Genomic DNA, 19,632 nt, shown 5'->3' on the forward strand with positions numbered 1-19,632 from the left:
ATGAACAAGCACACTGCCGACATCAAGGCCGAAACGATCACTGGTGGCGTCCATACCAGCCCGCGCCATGATTCCGCCCACAAGCACGTCGCCGGTACGGCGATCTACATCGATGATATCTCCGAACCCGCAGGCACGCTGCATGCCGGGCTCGGCCTGTCGAATGTCGCACACGGCGTCCTGAAGGAGGTCGATCTCTCGGCCGTCGCTGACGCACCCGGTGTCGTCGCGGTGCTGACCCATGAGGATGTGCCGGGGGTCAATGACATCTCGCCGTCCAATATGAACGACGATCCGGTGCTCGCCGTCGGCAAGGTCGAGTTCCACGGCCAGCCGATCTTCTGCGTCATCGCCGAAACCCGCGAGCAGGCGCGCCGCGCAGCCCGCCTTGCAAAGATCACCTATGAGGAGCTGCCGGCCGAGATCGATATCTGGGATCTCGATGTCTCCACGCACCGCCAGGTCGTCACCCCGCTGACGCTGAAGCGCGGCGATGCGGCGGCCGGGCTCGAAAGTGCACCGCGCCGCGTCCAGGGCCGTATGCGCCTTGGCGGCCAGGATCATTTCTATCTCGAGGGACAGGTGTCGCTGGCGCTTCCCGGCGAGGATGACGAAATCATCGTCTATTGCTCGACCCAGGGGCCGAGCGAGACGCAGCACATGGTCGCCCATGCGCTCGGCGTGCCGAGCAATGCGGTGACGATCGAGGTGCGCCGCATGGGTGGCGGCTTCGGCGGCAAGGAAACCCAGGCTAATCAATGTGCCGCGCTCGCCGCGATCGCGGCCAAGAAGCTGAAGCGTGCCGTCAAGATCCGGCTCGACCGCGACGAGGACATGACCGCCACCGGCAAGCGGCACGACTTCGCGATCGACTACGATGTCGGTTTCGACGATGAGGGGCGAATCCTGGCGATCGATTACACTTTTGCACTCAGAGCCGGTTTCTCCGCCGATCTCTCCGGCCCGGTCGGCGACCGCGCATTGTTTCACTGCGACAACGCCTATTTCTTCCCGGCGGTTCATGCGAAGTCGGCGCCGCTCTACACCAACACCGTCTCGAACACTGCCTTCCGCGGCTTTGGCGGGCCGCAGGGCATGGTTGGCGCCGAGCGCGTCATCGACGAGGTCGCCTTTGCCGTCGGCAAGGATCCGCTCGATATCCGCAAGCTGAATTTCTACGACGCCATGGGCGTCGAGGGCGAACGCAACCTGACGCCCTATCACCAGAAGGTCGAAGACTGCATCATCCAGCGGATCGTCGCCGAGCTGGAAGAGAGCGCCGACTATGCCGGGCGCCGCCGGGCAATTCAGGAGTTCAATGCCCGGAACCGTGTCGTCAAGCGCGGCATGGCGCTCACACCCGTCAAGTTCGGTATCTCCTTCACCAAGACGGAATTGAACCAGGCTGGCGCCCTCGTGCATGTCTATACCGACGGCTCTGTGCACATGAACCATGGCGGCACGGAGATGGGGCAGGGGCTTCACCTGAAGGTCGCACAGGTGGTGGCGGAAGAACTTCAGATCGACCTCGATCGGGTGAAAATTACAGCGACCACTACGGCAAAGGTGCCGAACACGTCGCCGACCGCTGCTTCCTCGGGGTCAGACCTGAACGCTATGGCGGCGCAGAATGCCGCTCGCCAGATCAAGGAGCGCCTGATTGCGTTCGCTGCCGAAACCTATCATGTGCCTGCCGAGCAGGTGACCTTCCTGCCCAACCGTGTGCGCGTCGGCGCAAACGAGATCACCTTCAACGATCTGGTCAAAAAGGCCTATATGGCGCGTGTCCAGCTCTCGGCGGCCGGATTCTACAAGACCCCGAAAATCCACTGGGACCGCGCCAAGGGCCGCGGCCACGCGTTTTATTATTATGCCTACGGTGCCGCCTGCTCGGAGGTCTCCATCGACACGCTCACCGGCGAATATATCGTCGAGCGCTCGGATATCCTCCACGATACCGGCCGTTCGCTGAACCCCGTGATCGATATCGGCCAGATCGAGGGCGGGTTCATCCAGGGCATGGGCTGGCTGACGACCGAGGAACTGTGGTGGGATGGCAAGGGGCGGCTTCGCACCCATGCGCCCTCCACCTACAAGATCCCGCTCGCCTCCGATCGGCCGAAGATCTTCAACGTGGCGCTGACCGACTGGTCGCAGGCCTACGAGCCGACGGTTCATCGTTCCAAGGCGGTCGGTGAGCCGCCGTTGCCGCTCGGACTTTCCGTGTTGCATGCCCTTTCGGATGCGGTGGCGAGTGTCGCCGGCCACAAGATTTGCCCGCGCCTCGATGCGCCGGCAACGCCCGAGCGGGTGCTGATGGCTATCGAGCGCCTCAAGTCGGCAAACAAGGCGGCGAAGGGGGAGTGAGGCGATGCGTTGGGCGCGCGAAGATATCCGCGATTTTCTGCGCCGCGAGCCGGTCTCGGTCCTGATCGAGGTCGAGGGCGTGGCAGGATCGACGCCGCGCGATACCGATGCCTGGATGCTGGTGTCGGAGCGAGCGATCTTTGCCACCATCGGCGGCGGCCAGCTCGAACATATGGCCATCGACCAGGCACGTCGGGCATTGCGGCTCGGCGTACCTGCCGCGTCGATGAACGTGCCGCTTGGTCCGGAAATCGGCCAGTGCTGCGGCGGTCGCGTCAATCTTTCCCTCACGGCATTGGTTCCGGACCTCGAAAGCGAACTCATTGCCCGCAGCGACCGGGAAATGGTGGCGCGGCCGCATGTCTATGTGTTCGGGGCCGGCCATGTCGGCGATGCGCTGGCACTGGCGCTGTCGCTGGCGCCGCTGCGCGTGGTGCTCGTCGATACGCGCGAAGATGAATTGGCCGCCTCGACGGTGCCGCATATCGAAACATGCCTGACGGCGATACCGGAGGCCGTCGTCCACGATGCGCCTGCTGGCAGCAGCTTCGTCATCCTCACCCATGATCACGCACTGGATTTCCTGATCGCCACCGAAGCGCTGCGGCGCACCGATGCCGCCTATGTCGGGATGATCGGGTCCGCCACCAAGCGGGCGACATTCCGCAGCTGGCTGCTGCGCGAGGTTGGCCAGCCCGAGCTCTTCGACAATCTGATCTGCCCGATCGGCGGAACCGTCGTGAAGGACAAGCGCCCGGCGGTCATCGCCACGCTGGCGGCCGCCGAGATCATGACGGCGGCGCTGACTTGGTCGGCAAAGCGGACTCAGGCCCCTTCGGTTTCTCTGGGTTCTTCCTCGAGCAGCTTGCCGATCAGCCGCTGACAGCGGTCGGCCATGAAATCGATCATCAGGCGCACCTTCGGGTCCTGGAAGCCCTTGTGCGGATAGATCGCGGCGAGCTGCACGGGGGCGGGCGGGCTGTCCTTCAGAATCTCTACCAGCCTGCCCTCGTTGAGATAGGCCTTCACCTCAAAGAGCGGCTTGTTGATGATGCCGCGACCCTCCAGCGCCCATTGCGTCAGGACATCGCCGTCGTCGCTATCATAGGGACCGGCGACCTCGTATTTGCGCGGACCTTCGGCGGTCACCAGCGTCCAGAAATATTCCTTCGAGCCGGGATAGCGCAGCAGCAAACAGTCATGTTTGTCCGCGATCAGCGCATCCGCACCTGCGGGTGTGCCGTGGCGCGCGAGATAGCTTGGCGAGGCGCAGAGCACGCGCTGGCAATTGAGGATGCCGCGCATGCGCAGGTTGGAATCCTCGAGAACGCCGAGCTTGAAGGCGACGTCGACGCCTTCGGCGAGAATGTCGACATTGTGGTCCGACAGACGGACACGTACCTCGATGTCGGGATACTTGTCGTGAAACTCCGGAATGCCCGAGGCGATCAGCCGGCGGCCGATACCGAGTGGCGCGGTGATTCTGAGTGACCCTTTCGGATTGCGCGACAGGTCGGCGATCGCCGCCTCCGCCTCGTTGACGGCTTCGATGATCTTGGCTGCACCCTCATAAAAGACGCGCCCATGCTCGGTCGGCGACAGCTTGCGAGTCGTGCGGTTGAAGAGCCGGACGCCGAGATGGCGTTCCAGCTCCTTGATGCGGTTGCTGGCGACCGCTGGGGTCACGCGTTGATCGCGCCCTGCGGCGGAAAGCGTACCGAGTTCGATCACGCGAACGAAGACGCGCACATTATCGAGATAGGACATAGCGCTTTCTACCACAGTGTTGGGCGGGGAGCATCGGGGGCGATTTTATAGATTTTTTTGAAAGTGTTCGAGGATTTCACGGGATTTCCGGGGAAGTCCCGCGATGGCAGAACCGTATCTGAGAATCGGGAGATCACGATGTATGAATTTGCCATTGCCTGGGATTGGCTGACCTTTGCCGTCCGCTGGCTGCACGTGATCACGGCGATCGCCTGGATCGGCTCGTCCTTCTATTTCGTGGCGCTCGATCTCGGCCTGAAGAAGCGTCCCGATCTGCCGCCCGGGGCCTTCGGCGAGGAATGGCAGGTCCATGGCGGCGGCTTCTACCATATCCAGAAATATCTGGTGGCGCCGGCCAACATGCCCGACCACCTGGTCTGGTTCAAATGGGAGAGCTATGTCACCTGGCTTTCAGGCTTTGGCATGCTCTGTCTCGTCTACTATGCCGGGGCCGATCTCTACATGATCGATCCTCATGTGCTCGACGTTTCCAAGCCGATGGCGATCGGCATCTCGCTCGCAACGATCGCCGGCGGCTGGATCATCTACGACCTGATCTGCAAGTCGCCCTTCGGCAACGATAATACGCGGCTGATGGTGGCGCTCTATTTCATCCTGGTTTTCGTCGCCTGGGGCTATACTCACCTCTTCACCGGCCGCGCCGCCTTCCTGCATCTTGGCGCCTTCACCGCGACGATCATGTCGGCCAACGTCTTCTTCATCATCATTCCGAACCAGAAGATCGTCGTCGCCGATCTGCTGGCCGGCCGCACGCCCGACCCAAAATACGGCAAGATCGCCAAGCAGCGCTCGACACATAACAATTACCTGACGCTGCCCGTTCTGTTCCTGATGCTGTCGAACCACTATCCGCTGGCCTTCGGCACCCAGTTCAACTGGATTATCGCCTCGCTGGTGTTCCTGATGGGCGTTACCATCCGCCACTACTTCAACACCCGCCATGCCGATGCCGGCAATCCGACCTGGACCTGGCTCGTCACCGTCGTGCTGTTCATCATCATCATGTGGCTTTCGACCGTGCCGAAGGTGCTGACGGGCGAAACCGAAAACGTGCGGATTTCGGTCATCCAGCAGCCGTTCATCTCGGCGCAGGCCTTCCCGAAGGTGCGCGACACCATCATGGGGCGCTGTTCCATGTGCCACGCCAAGGAGCCGGGATGGGAGGGCATCGTCCGGCCGCCCAAGGGCGTCGTCTTCGAAACGGATGCCGATATCGCCGCCCACGCCCGCGAGATCTACCTGCAGGCGGGCCGCTCGCATGCCATGCCGCCGGCCAATGTCTCGCAGATCACCGACGACGAGCGGCGCCTGCTGGTGTCCTGGTATGAAAGTGCAACCAGTGGGGAGAACACCCAATGAGTGAATTGCTGATCCGCGGCCGTGTGCTGACCTTCGTCTCCGAGCCGCAAGGGATCGATGACGCTGCCTCCTATCGCTATATCGAGGATGGCGCCGTCTTCGTGCGCAACGGCAAGGTCGTCGAGATCGGCTCCTATGGCGACATCCGCAAACGCGCCGGCGCTAATGCAGATGTCGCGGATCACCGGCCGAACCTCGTCCTGCCCGGGCTGATCGATACGCATCTGCATTTTCCGCAGACCCAGGCGATCGCCTCCTATGGCGCCCAGCTGCTGGAATGGCTGAACACCTATATTTTCGTCGAGGAACAGAAGTTTGCCGGCGCCGCCCATGCGGCCGAGGTCGCCGACCGCTTCATGGACGAGCTGCTGTCCAATGGCACGACGACGGCGGTCGCCTATTGCTCGGTGCATCCGGAAAGCGTCGATGCCTATTTCGCGGCGGCCGAAGCCCGCGGCATGTGCGTGATCGGCGGCAAGGTGATGATGGATCGCAATGCGCCGGAGGCGCTGCGCGACACGCCTCAGCGCGGCTATGACGAGACCAAGCGACTGATCGAGAAATGGCATGGCCGCGGCCGCAGCCATTATGCGATCAGCCCGCGCTTTGCCATTACCTCGACGCCTGAGCAGATGGAGATGAGCCAGGCGCTCGTGGCCGAGCATCCCTCCTGCTACGTGCAGACTCATCTTTCCGAGAACCGCGACGAAATCGCCTTTGCCACCTCGCTTTATCCCGAGGCAAAGGACTATACCGATATCTACGCGCGCTACGGGTTGCTAAACGATCGCACGCTGCTCGGCCACTGCATCCATATGAGCGAGCGGGAAATCTCGGTGCTGGCAGAAACCGGCGCGGTCGGCGTCTTCTGCCCGACCTCTAACCTCTTCCTCGGCTCCGGGCTCTTCAACGCCGCGGAATTCGACAGGCTCGGCGCCCGCTGGTCGGTTGCGACGGATGTCGGCGCCGGCACCAGCTTTTCCATGCTGGAAACGATGGATGAGGCCTACAAGGTGCTGCACTTGCAAGGACAGCGGCTGACGCCGTTCAACTCCTTCTATCGCATGACACGCGGCAACGCGCTGGCGCTCGGTCTCGAAAAGCAGATCGGCTCGCTGCAGGCGGGTGCGGATGCCGATATCGTCGTGCTTGATTCCAGCGCCAAGTCGGCCATGGAGTTCCGCATGCGCACCGCGACCTCATTGGCCGAAGAGCTATTCATCCTGCAGACCATGGGCGACGATCGCTGCGTTAGGGAAGTCTATGTCGCCGGCAAGGCTATGAAGACAAAGCGTAAGAGTGCGGACACGATCGCACGCGAGCAATTGCAGCTCGCCTAACCCAATTGTGTGGTGGACTGTCGACGCCGTCGTCTCCGGAGAGGGGACGGCGGCGTTGTCGTTCAGGTTCGCTTCAACCGTCCGCCCATCACCTTCGTCAACTCTTCCGCTGCCACCCGCACAACGGGGCCAAGCGCTGCGACCCTTTCGTCCGGCAGCCGCACCGCCGGACCTGAGATCGAGATGCCGGCAATAGCTTCGCCATATTCGTCGAAGATCGGCGCCGCGACGCAGCGCATGCCGAGCGTGTGTTCCTCATCATCGATCGACCAGCCGCGAGACCGGATCTCGGCCATATCCACAAGCAGCATGGGCAACGTGTCGCGGGTTTTATCGGTGAAATGCTGCAACGAGCGTCCTGCGAGCAAGGCCTCGATCTCGCCGTCCGCCCAGGTGGAAAGGATCGCTTTGCCGATACCTGAAGCATGGATCGGCCCACGCCGACCGGGGCGGAAGAAGGCGCGCATCGGCGCATGACTTTCCGCTTGAGAGATGAAGACGACATCGCCATCTTCCTCTATGGCGATATTGGCGGTCTCGCCGGACGCCTCCATCAGTTGTTTGAGGAACGGCCGGCTGATCGTGCCAAGCTTGCGGAAGCGTAAGTAGGCCGTTCCGATCTCGAAGGCTTTCACCCCGATCGTCCAGGCGCCGGTTTCATCGTCGTGGGCGACCATGCCGTGCTGGGCAAGAGAAGTCAGCAGCCGGTGCACCGTTGAAGGCGCCATGCCGGATCTGTCGGCGAGATCGGTCAAAACCGCCCCATCAGCCTCGGCTACCAACTCCAGCAGTTTCAGACTGCGGTCGAGTACCTGCACGGACGAGGTTGCCGCATTCTCCGCGGCTTTCCGGCCCGGTTTCCCCCTCGTCTTTTCCCGATTTTCCGCCATAACGCTCACTTTTGACCAAGGCGCGCCGCGCAGCTTGACGCAACCCGCTGTGGTTTCACGACATATCCGCTTCGCTCCGATTGTTCTAGTTTTCTTGAAAATGTTTATTTCCACAGAATGGGATTGATTTCCATTTTATAATTGCACCCAGAGCCAGATCCGGTACCTTCGTCCCAGAGATACGGAGGATACCCCCATGGCCAAAATGCGTGCTGTCGATGCTGCTGTGCTGGTGCTGGAGCGGGAAGGCGTCGATTGCGCCTTCGGCGTTCCGGGCGCTGCAATCAACCCATTCTATTCGGCGCTGAAGGCGCGCGGCTCAGTTCGCCATATCCTCGCCCGCCATGTCGAAGGCGCAAGCCATATGGCAGAGGGCTATACCCGCGCCCGCGCCGGCAATATCGGCGTCTGCATCGGCACGTCAGGCCCGGCCGGCACCGACATGATCACCGGTCTTTATTCGGCGTCCGCCGATTCGATCCCTATCCTGTGCATCACCGGCCAGGCGCCGCGCGCGCGCCTCGACAAGGAGGATTTCCAGGCGGTCGACATCACCAAGATCGCGGCCCCCGTCACCAAATGGGCGGTCACCGTCATGGAGCCGGCGCTGGTTCCCTTCGTGTTCCAGAAGGCATTCCACACCATGCGCTCCGGCCGTCCCGGCCCGGTTCTCATCGACCTGCCGATCGATGTTCAGCTTGCCGAGATCGAATTCGATATCGAGACCTATGCATCGCTCGGAGCCTATAGACCGGCTGCCACCCGGGCGCAGGCCAAAAAAGCCCTTGCCATGCTGAACGAGGCGGAGCGCCCGCTGATCGTTGCCGGCGGCGGCATCATCAGTGCCGAGGCATCCGACCTTCTCGTCGAATTTGCCGAGATCACCGGCGTTCCCGTCATCCCGACGCTGATGGGCTGGGGCACGATCCCCGACGATCATCCGCTGATGGCCGGCATGTGCGGCCTGCAGACCTCGCATCGCTATGGCAATGCCACACTGCTTGCCTCCGATTTCGTCTTCGGCATCGGCAACCGCTGGGCCAACCGCCATACCGGCAATGTCCCGACCTATACGGAGGGTCGCAAGTTCATCCATGTCGACATCGAGCCGACCCAGATCGGCCGCGTGTTTGCGCCCGATTTCGGCATCGTCTCCGATGCGGGGGCCGCGCTGAAGCTGTTCCTCGATGTGGCGACGGAATGGAAGGTCGGCGGCAAGCTGCGCGACTGGTCCGCCTGGGCCGAGGAGTGCCGCGGCCGCAAGCGCAGCATGCTGCGCAAGACCCATTTCGATCAGGTGCCCCTGAAGCCGCAGCGGGTCTATGAGGAAATGAACAAGGCGCTGGACCGCGACACCTGCTATGTCTCGACCATCGGGCTTAGCCAGATTGCCGGCGCGCAGTTCCTGCATGCCTACAAGCCGCGCAACTGGATCAATTGCGGCCAGGCCGGCCCGCTCGGCTGGACGCTGCCAGCCGCTCTCGGCGTGCGCGCCGCCGATCCGGACCGTACGATCGTCGCGCTCTCCGGCGACTATGATTTCCAGTTTCTCATCGAGGAGCTTGCGGTCGGCGCGCAGCATAAGCTGCCCTACCTGCATGTGGTCGTGAACAATTCCTATCTCGGTCTCATCCGCCAGGCCCAGCGCGGCTTCAATATGGATTTCGAGGTCAGCCTTGCCTTCGAGAATATCAATGCTTCCGACGATGCCGAGCCGGGCTACGGCGTCGACCATGTTGCGGTGGCCGAAGGCCTAGGCTGCAAGGCAATCCGCGTGCGCAGCCCGAACGAGATCCAGCAGGCTTTCGTTACGGCAAGGCAGTTGATGAAGGAGTATCAGGTTCCGGTCGTCATCGAATTCATCCTCGAGCGCGTCACCAACATCGCCATGGGCGCCGACATCAACGCCGTCGTCGAATTCGAAGAGCTTGCCGAACACGGGCAGGATGCTCCGACCGCCACGCTGGCCTTGCTGGACTGAGAACAGGCCGTTTCAGGGAGACAATCATGCCGAAATTCGCGGCCAATCTAACCATGCTCTTCAATGAGGTGCCGTTCCTCGAGCGCTTCGCTCTGGCCGCCAAGGCCGGCTTCGAGGCCGTCGAATATCTCTTCCCCTATGATTTCGACAGGGAGGCGCTGCGCGCCGCCCTTGATCTCAATGGCCTGACGCAAGTGCTGCACAATCTGCCGGCCGGTAACTGGGCCGGCGGCGAGCGCGGCATCGCCATCCTTCCGGATCGTATCGACGAGTTTCGTCGCGGCGTCGCCTCGGCCATCGATTATGCGACGGCGCTCGGCTGCACAACGGTCAATTGCCTGGCAGGCATCGCGCCGGTCGGCCTGTCGGACGAGGTACTGCGCACCACCTTCGTCGCCAACCTGAAGCATGCCGCAAACGAGCTCAGCAAGTTCGGTATCCGGTTGCTCATCGAGCCCGTCAATCGCTTCGATATTCCGGGCTTCTACCTCAACACGCCGGATCAAGCCGCCTCCATCATAGAGGAGGTCGGCAGCGACAATCTCTTCATCCAGTACGACCTCTATCACCAGCAGCGGACTGAGGGCGAGCTGATCGGCACGTTCAAAAAGCATCAGGCGAAAATCGCCCATGTCCAGCTGGCCGATAATCCAGGCCGGGGTGAGCCGGGCACCGGTGAAATCGCCTATCCCTTCGTCTTCGAGGCCCTCGACGCACTCGGTTATGACGGCTGGATTGGCTGTGAATACAAGCCGCGCACCACGACGGAGGCTGGGCTCGGTTGGTTCACTTCGGCCGGCCGGCAGACCAGAAGCGCAGACATTCTCAAGATCAGGAGTTAGATCATGGCAACCATCGGATTCATCGGCCTCGGCATCATGGGCACGCCCATGGCGCGCCATCTGCAGGATGCCGGCCACACCATCGTCACCTCGACATTCTTCATCCCGCCGCGCCAGGAACTCATCGACAATGGCCTGAAATTCGTCGACACGCCGAAAGCGCTTGCCGAGGCCGTCGATACCATCATCCTCATGCTGCCGGATACGCCGGAGGTGAAGGATGTGCTCTTTGGTGAGAACGGCGTCGCCTACGGTCTTTCCAAGGGCAAGCTGGTCATCGACATGAGTTCGATCTCGCCGATCGAGACGAAGGAATTTGCCAAAAAGGTCCGTGAAACCGGCGCCGAATATATCGATGCGCCGGTATCCGGCGGCGAGGTCGGCGCCAGGAATGCGTCGCTCTCGATCATGGCCGGCGGTTCGCAGGAGAGTTTCGACCGGGCGCTGCCGCTGCTCCAGCTGATGGGCAAGAACATCACGCTGGTCGGCGATTGCGGCGATGGCCAGGTCACCAAGGTCGCCAACCAGATCATCGTCGCCTTGACGATCGAGGCGGTGTCCGAAGCGCTGGTCTTCGCCTCCAAGGCTGGAGCCGATCCGGCGCGGGTGCGCGACGCGCTGATGGGCGGCTTTGCTTCCTCGCGTATCCTCGAAGTGCATGGGGAGCGCATGATCAAGCGTAGCTTCGATCCGGGTTTCCGCATCTCGCTGCATCAGAAGGATCTCAATCTCGCTCTCCAGGGCGCCAAGGCATTGGGCGTTTCACTGCCCAATACCGCAGCGACACAGGAACTCTTCAACCAATGCGCCGCGAACGGAGATAGCGGGCTCGATCATTCCGGCCTCGTCAAGGCGCTGGAGCGCATGGCAAATCATACGCTCAGGTCATGCGTTGCTCTAATTTGAAACGCCCCAAGATTTTTTGCGATGTTGGGACCACTTTTCACAGCACTGTCGCGGGAGGCCGTCATCGTCGGCGGCATCTATTTCATCTACGCGTATACTTTGATTGTGGCTGCGACATGCTGTTTTCGGTCGCCAAGCGAAATACCTTCGCCCCGAGGGGTATCAGGAGTCTGATGGGTTGGCTTCTTGGTGTGCGGGAGCCGCATCTCGAAGGACATCACCGAGCGATCGTGAGCCGGTGTGCTCCCGCACTTCCTTTAGAGTATAGCTGCGCAGAATTTCTCCCTGGTGTCTTTCCGCAAGATTCTTCGCCTCATCGATACGTCCACTTTCGATAAGGTCAAGCATTCGGGCATGGTCATGCATCAGCAGACGCCCTGACTTCGCCTGACCATAGATTGCGGCCAGCAGTACTGCCTTTTTGTTTAGGCGATCGTAGAAGTCGCTGACGAACTGGTTTTGCACCATGGCGGCAAGCTTCAAATGAAAGACCGCCGCGCTGACAGGATGATCGTGCTTCAAACACAGTTCATGGTCCGCGTGCACCCGAAGGTCCGTCCACGCTTCAGTGTGAACGTAGTCGGCAGCTTTCTCGATGATCGCCCGCTCAATCATTATCAGTGCGTCGAATAGAGCGACCACTTCCCCGAGTTCGGGGAAAGCCACAGATGCCCCCTTGTTTGTCTGCCATTTTACCAAACCTTCTTCCGAAAGCCTGATCAAAGCCTGCCGGGCGACAACACGACTGACACCCAACGATTCGACGATCTCGCGCTCAATCAATTTGTCGCCCGGCAGCAGCTTGTGGCTGGTGATGGCGTCGCGGATGATGCTGGCCACTTCGTCGGAACGATAACCCATTACGATTTCCTTGCAACTTTTCGATTTCACTTTTTGACACAGCGATGGCGAAATGGAAATCTCTGATTTCTGCTTGCCAAAAAGAAGCATTGTGGCTAACACTAACACAAAATTGACTATCAATATAGTCGAACCAAAAAATACGAATAGATTGGGAACGCGCTGCTCGTTTGAACAGCCTCGAACAGCGCATCATCATGGAGGAGAAGAAGAAATGCTTTCATCAAGATCGATCTGGCTCGCTGCTGGCCTCTCGGCAATTGCGATGAGTGCCGCCCATGCCGCTGCGCCCGTCGTAGTCTACGTCTCACCGAACCCTCTGGGCGTAAATGAATACCTCAAGGGCGGAGCAGCCGGCGCCCAGGCAGTCGCTGCGGAAATTGGTGGCACTGCGAAGGTGTTCGAGAGCGTGGATCCGATCACCCGCAAACGCGACCTCGACGCTGCGGCACGCGAAGGGGCGAAGTATGTCGTCTCCATCGGCTTCGAATTTTCCGACCTGCTCGCACCGATCGCCAAGAGCAATCCGAACACCACCTTCATCGCTATCGACTACTGCCCGAAGGATCGCGGCGACAACATCTATTGCGTGACCTTCAGAGAGTATGAGGTCAGCTTTTTAGCTGGTGCGGAAGCGGGATGGATGAAGCCCGGCGGCGGTTTTGCAGCAATCGGCGGCGTGGATATTCCTTTGATACACCGTTATACCGACGCGTTCCTGGCGGGCGTCATGCATGCCAGCCCAGAGGCGGCGGTTCGCCCGGTTCAGTGGGTTGGCGGCTCCAATCCATTTTCTGACCCAGCCCGCGCGTCGCAGATCGCGCAGTCGCTCTATTTCGACGGCGTGGACACCATTATCGCTGCCGCCGGCGCCTCGGGTGAGGGTGTGGTCGATGCTGCCAAATCGATGCCCGGCAAAACGGTTGTTATGCCCGACATCAATCATTGCCCGTCTGCTCCCGCCGCAATTCTCGATAATGTCGAAAAGCGCGCTGACGTCGCCATCGAGATCAGCGTTCGCGCTGCTGAGAAGAAGGAACTGAAACCTGACACGGTTCTGGGCCTGAAGGAGGGCGGTGTCGCGCTCACGACGACCTCCGAAGCGGTCAAGCCGAGCCAGTGCTTGGCGGCGACCGATAAGGACGTCGTGGCCAAGGTCGAGCAGCTTCGCAAGGATATCGTCGATGGTAAGGTTTCCGTGACCGATCCAGCAGCCGCGAAGTAACTGCTGCGCTTGAGAATCCTTATCGGCTGACCGCTCTCCACACACATCGTTCGCGCGGGGGAAATCCGCGTGCGAACGAAAATATTTTCGCTAGGCCGCAAGATTAATAAACTCTGAGGTACGTACCGCAATCTTGCGCCGAGATCGAAAGGAAAAGGAACTGCAATGAGCACCGGATTTTTCGGCGACATCCAGAAGATCAAGTATGAAGGCCCTGACAGCACCAATCCGCTGGCCTTCCGCCACTACAACAAGGACGAAGTGGTCCTCGGCAAGCGGATGGAAGATCATCTGCGTTTCGCCGTTGCCTACTGGCACACCTTCACCTGGCCGGGCGGCGATCCCTTCGGCGGCCAGACCTTCCTGCGCCCGTGGTTCGAAGACACGATGAAGGCGGCCAAATTGAAGGCGGATGTCGCCTTCGAATTCTTCCAGCTGCTCGGTTCTCCCTACTATTGCTTCCACGACGCCGATGTGCGCCCGGAAGGCAAGAACTTTGCCGAGAACACCAAGAACTTGAACGAGATCGTCGACTACTTCGCCGAAAAGCAGGCCGCGACCGGCGTCAAGCTGCTTTGGGGCACGGCGAACCTGTTCTCCAACCGCCGCTATATGTCAGGCGCGGCCACCAACCCCGATCCTGATGTCTTTGCGTTCTCGGCTGCAACGGTGAAGACTTGCTTGGATGCGACGCACAAGCTCGGCGGTGAAAACTATGTCCTCTGGGGCGGCCGCGAAGGCTACGAAACCCTTCTCAACACCGACCTGAAGCGCGAGCTCGACCAGATGGGCCGCTTCCTCAACCTCGTGGTCGAGTACAAGCACAAGATCGGCTTCAAGGGTACGATCCTGATCGAACCGAAGCCGCAGGAACCGACCAAGCATCAGTACGACTACGACGTCGCGACCGTCTATGGTTTCCTGAAAAAGAACGGCCTCGAAAACGAAGTGAAGGTCAACATCGAGCAGGGCCATGCGATTCTGGCCGGCCATTCCTTCGAGCATGAACTGGCACTTGCCAATGCGCTCGGCATCTTCGGCTCGATCGACATGAACCGCAACGACTATCAGTCCGGCTGGGATACCGACCAGTTCCCGAACAACGTTCCGGAAATGTCGCTCGCATATTACCACGTGCTGGCAGGTGGCGGTTTCAAGACCGGCGGCACCAACTTCGACTCGAAGCTGCGCCGTCAGTCGCTCGATCCGGAAGACCTGCTGATCGGCCATATCGGAGGCATGGATTGCTGCGCCCGCGGGCTGAAGGCTGCGGCGAAGATGATCGAGGACAAGGCGCTGTCGCAGCCGCTCGCTGACCGCTATTCCGGCTGGGATTCGGCGGAAGGCCAGAAGCTGCTGCGCGGCGAATACTCGCTCGAGCAGATCGCCGACTGGGTCGAAAGCAAGGACATCAACCCGCAGCCGAAGTCCGGCAAGCAGGAATTCCTGGAAAACATCGTGAACCGTTACGTCTGATCGTAGGGATCGCACCGACCCAATCCAAAGAGAATGAGGATATTCATGAAAAAGAAAGTCTTGATCGATTCCGACACCGGCCTCGACGATGCAATGGCCTTCGTCCACGGAATGCTCTCCGACGAAGTCGAAATCATTGGTGTCACCAGTGCGTTCGGCAACGCCGAAATGATCGACTGCGCGTATCACGCCCTTGAAATCATCGAACTGATGGGCAAGAAAATTCCGGTCGTGAAGGGAGCTACCGACCCCTTGATTTCGGGCTGCGGCCCGGCGGCCCACGTCCACGGCCAGTATGGCCGCGGTCCCCTTGGCAAGCAGGATCGCGAAAGCGAAATTACGCCCGGCTACGCTGCAATTTGGATGCTTGAGCAAATCCGCATGTATGGTGACGAGCTCGTAATCGTTGCAATGGGCCGTTTGACAAACATCGCGATCGCGACACGCATCGATCCGGAACTGATGCGGACGGTCGGCCAGATCTACTGGCTGGGCGGCGCGATCACTGCCTCCGGCAATACCAGCCCTGTCGCCGAGGCGAACGTTGACGGCGACGCGGAAGCTGCCAAGATCGTCTGCACGTCAAAGCTTCCTCTCACGATCCTGACGCTAGACGTATCGATGAATGCTCGGATTTCGGACGAAGATGTCGAGAAGATGAAGAGCGTCAGGCATCCTGGCGTACAGCATCTGGTCAAGGTGCTCCCATACTACATCGACTACTATGAGACGATCTATGGCATCAGGGCATGCGCGGGCCACGTTGGCCTGCTTCTCGCGCTGGTGATGGATCCGACCCTGATCAAAAAGGTTCATCACCTGCCGGTGGATGTGGAAACGAGGGGCGAACTCACCCGCTCGATGCTCGTCGTCGACCGTCGGAAGCTTCGTGCGCTTTCGGAGCCCGACACGTCGAAGGATGGCGGCGTCCGGATCGTTGTGGACGCTGATACCGATCGCTATCACGAGATGTTCATGAACGCTCTTCTGAGCGCCGACAAGACCGCATCTGCGGTCTGATCGTCTTGACGTCATCGGAGCCGGCAACCAATCTTGGCGGTTCCATTTCCGCATGTTCTTGTCGCACGGTTCCATCCGCGCCGACAACCGATAGCGGCGGACACTCGCACTATTCGAGGAGACACGGGAATGCAGTGCGCTCTCCAGGCGGTTGGAATAAACAAGAAATACGGCGCTCTCGTCGTCAACAAGGATGTGAACCTCGATATCATCGCAGGTGAAGTCCATGCGGTCATGGGCGAGAACGGCGCGGGTAAATCCACGCTGATGGGAATGCTTTTCGGCCTCGTAAAGCCGACGGGTGGGACGATCAAGCTGAAGGGCAAGGACGTGTCCTTCTCATCTCCGCTGGATGCCATTGCAGCGGGCATCGGCATGGTTCACCAGTCATTCAAGCTATTCAAGTCGCTCACCGTTTGGGAGAATATCATTTTCGGTTCGGAGCCGACCAGCATGGGGCTGATCGCAAGGCAACAGGCCCGGCAACGAGTCCTCGAACTTGCAAGGCAACACAATTTGCCGATTGACCCAGATGCCACCGTCGGGAAGCTTCCGATCGGAATGCAGCAGCGTGTCGAGATTCTCAAAGCGCTCTATAGGAACGCTGACATTCTGATACTCGATGAGCCGACGGCGGTTCTCTCGCCCTCAGAGCGAGACGGTCTGCTCGCGACGATGCGTTCGCTCGCCGACAGTGGCAAGGCCCTCGTTTTCGTGACTCACAAACTCAACGAAGTCATGGCGGTGTGCGACCGGGTGACGGTGCTGCGAAAGGGCGTGGTGACCGAACGTTCGCTCGTCAAGGAAACGACCGCCGACGAGATCGTCAACGCAATGACTGGCCGCGAGGTTAGCAAGCATCTAGATCGTCCGTCGCCTAACTTGGGCGATGATGCGCTTGTGGTTGAAGGGCTGACCGTTGGTTCTGGTTACAAGCCATTGGTGGACGGTCTTTCGCTCACGGTGCGTTCCGGCGAAATCGTCGGCGTCGCCGGCGTCGCCGGGAACGGGCAGACGGAACTGGCAAACGCAATAACCGGCATCGGAGAGATGGCGAGCGGGAAGATCCGTATCAAAGGCACGGACATCACTGCGCTGTCCGTGAAGAAGCGCCGCCTGACAGGTCTATCGTTCATTCCAGAAGACCGTCATGATGTCGGTTCGGTCTGGAACATGGGAGCGGATATCAACGTCGGCATGGGCAGCCTTGAAAAGGCGCCTCAAAGCCGACGGGGGATCGTCGACCGTGCGGCACTACGTGAAAAGGCCAAGAGACTGATCTCTGCCTTCAGCGTCGCTATTGCGGGGCCCACGACGAAGGTCGGAAAACTCTCCGGCGGAAATCTTCAAAAGCTGATCGTCGCGCGGGAATTGGACTACGGCTCTCTGGTCTTGGTCGTGGAGCAGCCGACCAGAGGCGTCGATGTCGGCGCGATCGAGTACATACATCGCGTCCTCCTGGACGAGCGGACGAATGGCAAGGCCATCCTGCTTATCTCATCTGAGCTTCCTGAAATCCTGGCACTCAGCGATCGGATCCTTGTCATGTACGAAGGCAAGTTCGTCGCCGAGTTGGATCCTCGCAGGACCGATGAACGGGAAATTGGTTTCTACATGGCTGGTGCCAAGGGAGAAGGGAGAAGCGAGAATGCTCGCTAGTGTTTTCGGAAACCGTTGGATGGCTGCGCTGGGAGCGCTGGTATTTGGGACGGTACTTGCTCTGGCCATCCTTGCTGGATCGGGCACGAACCCGTTCGTCGCGATGGCGTCCTTAATCAACGGCAGTCTGGCGCCGGAGAGCCTCAGCGACACCATCAACTGGGCCGTGCCCCTCGTCGGAATGACCTTGGCGGCCGCCATTCCACTTCGCGCGGGCATCATCAATCTTGGAGGCGACGGACAGGTCGTCGCCGGTGGCTTGGTCGCAGCACTCGTCGCGATCTACGGTCCTCAGATGGGCGCTTTCACGACGGCGCTCGCAGTCCTCGCTGCTATCGTCACCGGAGGGCTAGTGGCGCTGGTCGCGGCGTTGGGGGAGACACGGTTTCGGATTCCGCTGCTGATCTCAAGTCTTCTCCTTAGCTATCCCATAGTCGGCGTCGCCTCTTACCTGGTGACCACGCCGCTGGCCGACGTCGGTTCCGGTCTGGCTCAGACCGTCCAGGTGCCTGAAGGGGTTCGGCTCGGCCTCCTTGGCGGATCGGTCAACGCTGGAGCGATCCTCATCTTATTGATCTGTGTCGCCGTCGTCATCATCGACCGCTTCACCGTCTTCGGAATGCATGTTCAGGTGCAGGGCAGGAACAGCAAGTTCGCTCTCTATTCGGGCGTGAACACCGAAGCGCAGACCCTCCAGCTCATGGCGGCCGGTGGTGCTGTCGCAGGTCTGGTCGGTGGCGTACTTGTGCTGGGAAGTTTCTATCGCTTCATCGACGGCGCGCTTCTGACGCCCGGATACACCTACTCAGGTCTGATGGCCGCGCTAGTCGGTAACGGGCATCCGCTTCTTTCAATCGTCACGGCTCTATTCTTTTCGGCTCTGCAGACCGGCGGTTTCGCCATGCAGCGCGCTACCGGCGTCCCGAGAGTGTTCACGACGATGATGCAGGCCGCAGTGGTGCTCGTCCTCACCTTGAAACCCGGAAAGCACGAATCCCATGACTGACATCATCTCACCATTTCTTGTCTTCTCCGCAATTCAGGCCGCGACGCCTTTGCTTCTCGCGGCTCTTGCCGGGCTCCTTTGTTCGCGTGCCGGCGTCTTCAATATGGCGCTGGAAGGGCAGATGCTGGTCGGCGCCTTCGCCGCGGTCTTCGGATCCTATGTCACCGGAAGCCAGCTGGGTGGCGTCGCCCTTGCGATGGTTGCTACGATGGCCTTCTCCATCATCCTGGGCGGCGGAGCCACCTATCTGCGAGGTAACCCGGTCGTCATCTGCGTGGGAATGAATCTGCTGGCGTCGGGGCTCACCGCTTTTCTACTGCGCAGCATATTTGGCGTAAGTGGGACATTCACCTCGCCTCGGATCGCGCCGCTTTCGAAAATCAGGCTGCCCTTCCTCGAGGCTCTAGGATCATACGGCCGGGCCTTCAGCAACCAGACTTCGTTGACCTACCTGGCGTGGGTGCTGCTCATCGTTTGCACTGTGGTGCTGTTCAAGACCGCCGCAGGACTTCGCATCAGAGGTGTCGGTCAGAATACTGCCGCTGCAACGACCCTTGGAATAAACGTGATGAGATTTCAGCTCCTCGTGGTCGTTCTAACCGGAGCACTTGTAGGCCTGGCGGGAGCGCAGCTCTCTTTAGGCGCGGTCACCTTGTTCTCCGAAGACATGACGGCTGGGCGAGGATGGATTGCTCTCGTGGCGATCATGCTGGCGCGTGACAATCCGCTGGGGGCCGCGGCCGCAGCGCTCCTCTTCGGTCTGACGGACGCACTGGGACTGAGGCTGAGCTCATTTGGCGTGCCCTACCAGTTGACAAACACGATTCCGTACGTGGTCACGCTGGTCGCTCTCGTCTTGCTCTCCCGCGACAGAAGGGCGCCTGCCACCACCTGAACATCTACTGACGCTTC

The 19,632-nt window shown here is 60.4% G+C and carries 16 protein-coding genes; 13 read left to right on the top strand and 3 right to left on the bottom strand.

Annotated features, from left to right (window positions below; all coding sequences use genetic code 11):
- Positions 1-2,367 carry a xanthine dehydrogenase molybdopterin binding subunit gene (gene xdhB / locus FHT29_RS26420; RefSeq protein ID WP_168600431.1) on the top strand — a complete coding sequence of 789 codons (2,367 nt, stop codon included), beginning with the start codon at positions 1-3 and terminating at the stop codon, positions 2,365-2,367.
- Positions 2,368-2,371: 4 nt separating this feature from the next.
- A complete protein-coding gene (xdhC, locus tag FHT29_RS26425) occupies positions 2,372-3,250 on the top strand; it encodes a xanthine dehydrogenase accessory protein XdhC (RefSeq protein WP_168600432.1) in 879 nt (292 codons plus the stop codon).
- Here xdhC and FHT29_RS26430 read toward each other — a convergent pair.
- The gene (locus FHT29_RS26430; RefSeq protein WP_168600433.1) at positions 3,193-4,134 is read right to left on the bottom strand and encodes a LysR family transcriptional regulator; all 942 of its coding nucleotides are present in this window, start codon (positions 4,132-4,134) and stop codon (positions 3,193-3,195) included. The two genes, xdhC and FHT29_RS26430, sit on opposite strands and share 58 nt — an antisense overlap.
- Before the next feature lie 138 nt (positions 4,135-4,272).
- On the opposite strand from FHT29_RS26430, the gene FHT29_RS26435 reads away from it, so the two are divergent.
- Together FHT29_RS26435 and guaD are read left to right on the top strand one after the other, a co-directional pair.
- A complete protein-coding gene (locus FHT29_RS26435) occupies positions 4,273-5,514 on the top strand; it encodes a urate hydroxylase PuuD (protein WP_168600434.1) in 1,242 nt (413 codons plus the stop codon).
- Positions 5,511-6,854: a guanine deaminase gene (guaD, locus tag FHT29_RS26440; RefSeq protein ID WP_168600435.1), complete on the top strand. Its 1,344-nt coding sequence runs from the start codon at positions 5,511-5,513 to the stop codon at positions 6,852-6,854. Before FHT29_RS26435 ends, guaD begins: the two co-directional genes overlap by 4 nt.
- Before the next feature lie 62 nt (positions 6,855-6,916).
- Here the strand turns inward: guaD and bhcR are convergent, their stop codons facing one another.
- The gene (gene bhcR, locus FHT29_RS26445) at positions 6,917-7,744 is read right to left on the bottom strand and encodes an HTH-type transcriptional regulator BhcR (protein ID WP_168600436.1); all 828 of its coding nucleotides are present in this window, start codon (positions 7,742-7,744) and stop codon (positions 6,917-6,919) included.
- 196 nt (positions 7,745-7,940) lie between these two features.
- Here bhcR and gcl point away from each other — a divergent pair, with 196 nt between their 5' ends.
- The 3 genes from gcl to glxR are packed head-to-tail and all read left to right on the top strand — an operon-like array spanning position 7,941 to position 11,473.
- A complete protein-coding gene (gcl, locus tag FHT29_RS26450; protein WP_168600437.1) occupies positions 7,941-9,725 on the top strand; it encodes a glyoxylate carboligase in 1,785 nt (594 codons plus the stop codon).
- A gap of 26 nt (positions 9,726-9,751) precedes the next feature.
- Positions 9,752-10,567 (top strand): hydroxypyruvate isomerase, encoded by an 816-nt coding sequence (hyi, locus tag FHT29_RS26455; protein ID WP_168600438.1) that lies wholly within the window; start codon positions 9,752-9,754, stop codon positions 10,565-10,567.
- A gap of 3 nt (positions 10,568-10,570) precedes the next feature.
- Positions 10,571-11,473: a 2-hydroxy-3-oxopropionate reductase gene (glxR, locus tag FHT29_RS26460; RefSeq protein WP_168600439.1), complete on the top strand. Its 903-nt coding sequence runs from the start codon at positions 10,571-10,573 to the stop codon at positions 11,471-11,473.
- Positions 11,474-11,635: 162 nt separating this feature from the next.
- Here glxR and FHT29_RS26465 read toward each other — a convergent pair whose 3' ends face one another.
- Complete coding sequence (locus FHT29_RS26465) at positions 11,636-12,334, bottom strand: GntR family transcriptional regulator (RefSeq protein ID WP_168600440.1); 699 nt, start codon at positions 12,332-12,334, stop codon at positions 11,636-11,638.
- Between the two features lie 52 nt (positions 12,335-12,386).
- On the opposite strand from FHT29_RS26465, the gene FHT29_RS26470 reads away from it, so the two are divergent.
- From FHT29_RS26470 to FHT29_RS26495, 6 genes are all read left to right on the top strand, one after another.
- On the top strand, positions 12,387-13,559 hold the full coding sequence (locus FHT29_RS26470) for a BMP family ABC transporter substrate-binding protein (RefSeq protein ID WP_168600441.1): 1,173 nt from the start codon (positions 12,387-12,389) through the stop codon (positions 13,557-13,559).
- A 165-nt stretch (positions 13,560-13,724) separates the two neighbouring features.
- Complete coding sequence (gene xylA / locus FHT29_RS26475; RefSeq protein ID WP_168600442.1) at positions 13,725-15,035, top strand: xylose isomerase; 1,311 nt, start codon at positions 13,725-13,727, stop codon at positions 15,033-15,035.
- A gap of 45 nt (positions 15,036-15,080) precedes the next feature.
- Positions 15,081-16,055 (top strand): nucleoside hydrolase, encoded by a 975-nt coding sequence (locus FHT29_RS26480; protein ID WP_168600443.1) that lies wholly within the window; start codon positions 15,081-15,083, stop codon positions 16,053-16,055.
- Positions 16,056-16,184: 129 nt separating this feature from the next.
- Complete coding sequence (locus tag FHT29_RS26485; RefSeq protein WP_168600444.1) at positions 16,185-17,714, top strand: ABC transporter ATP-binding protein; 1,530 nt, start codon at positions 16,185-16,187, stop codon at positions 17,712-17,714.
- Positions 17,715-17,733: 19 nt separating this feature from the next.
- Positions 17,734-18,720, top strand: coding sequence for an ABC transporter permease (locus FHT29_RS26490; RefSeq protein ID WP_168600445.1), 987 nt, complete (start codon positions 17,734-17,736; stop codon positions 18,718-18,720).
- Positions 18,713-19,615 (top strand): ABC transporter permease, encoded by a 903-nt coding sequence (locus FHT29_RS26495; protein ID WP_168600446.1) that lies wholly within the window; start codon positions 18,713-18,715, stop codon positions 19,613-19,615. The genes FHT29_RS26490 and FHT29_RS26495 overlap by 8 nt, the downstream gene beginning before the upstream one ends.
- Positions 19,616-19,632: the final 17 nt, after the last annotated feature.

Source organism: Rhizobium sp. SG741 (genome assembly GCF_012275435.1).
In the GTDB taxonomy this organism is placed as follows: Bacteria; Pseudomonadota; Alphaproteobacteria; order Rhizobiales; family Rhizobiaceae; genus Rhizobium; species Rhizobium lusitanum.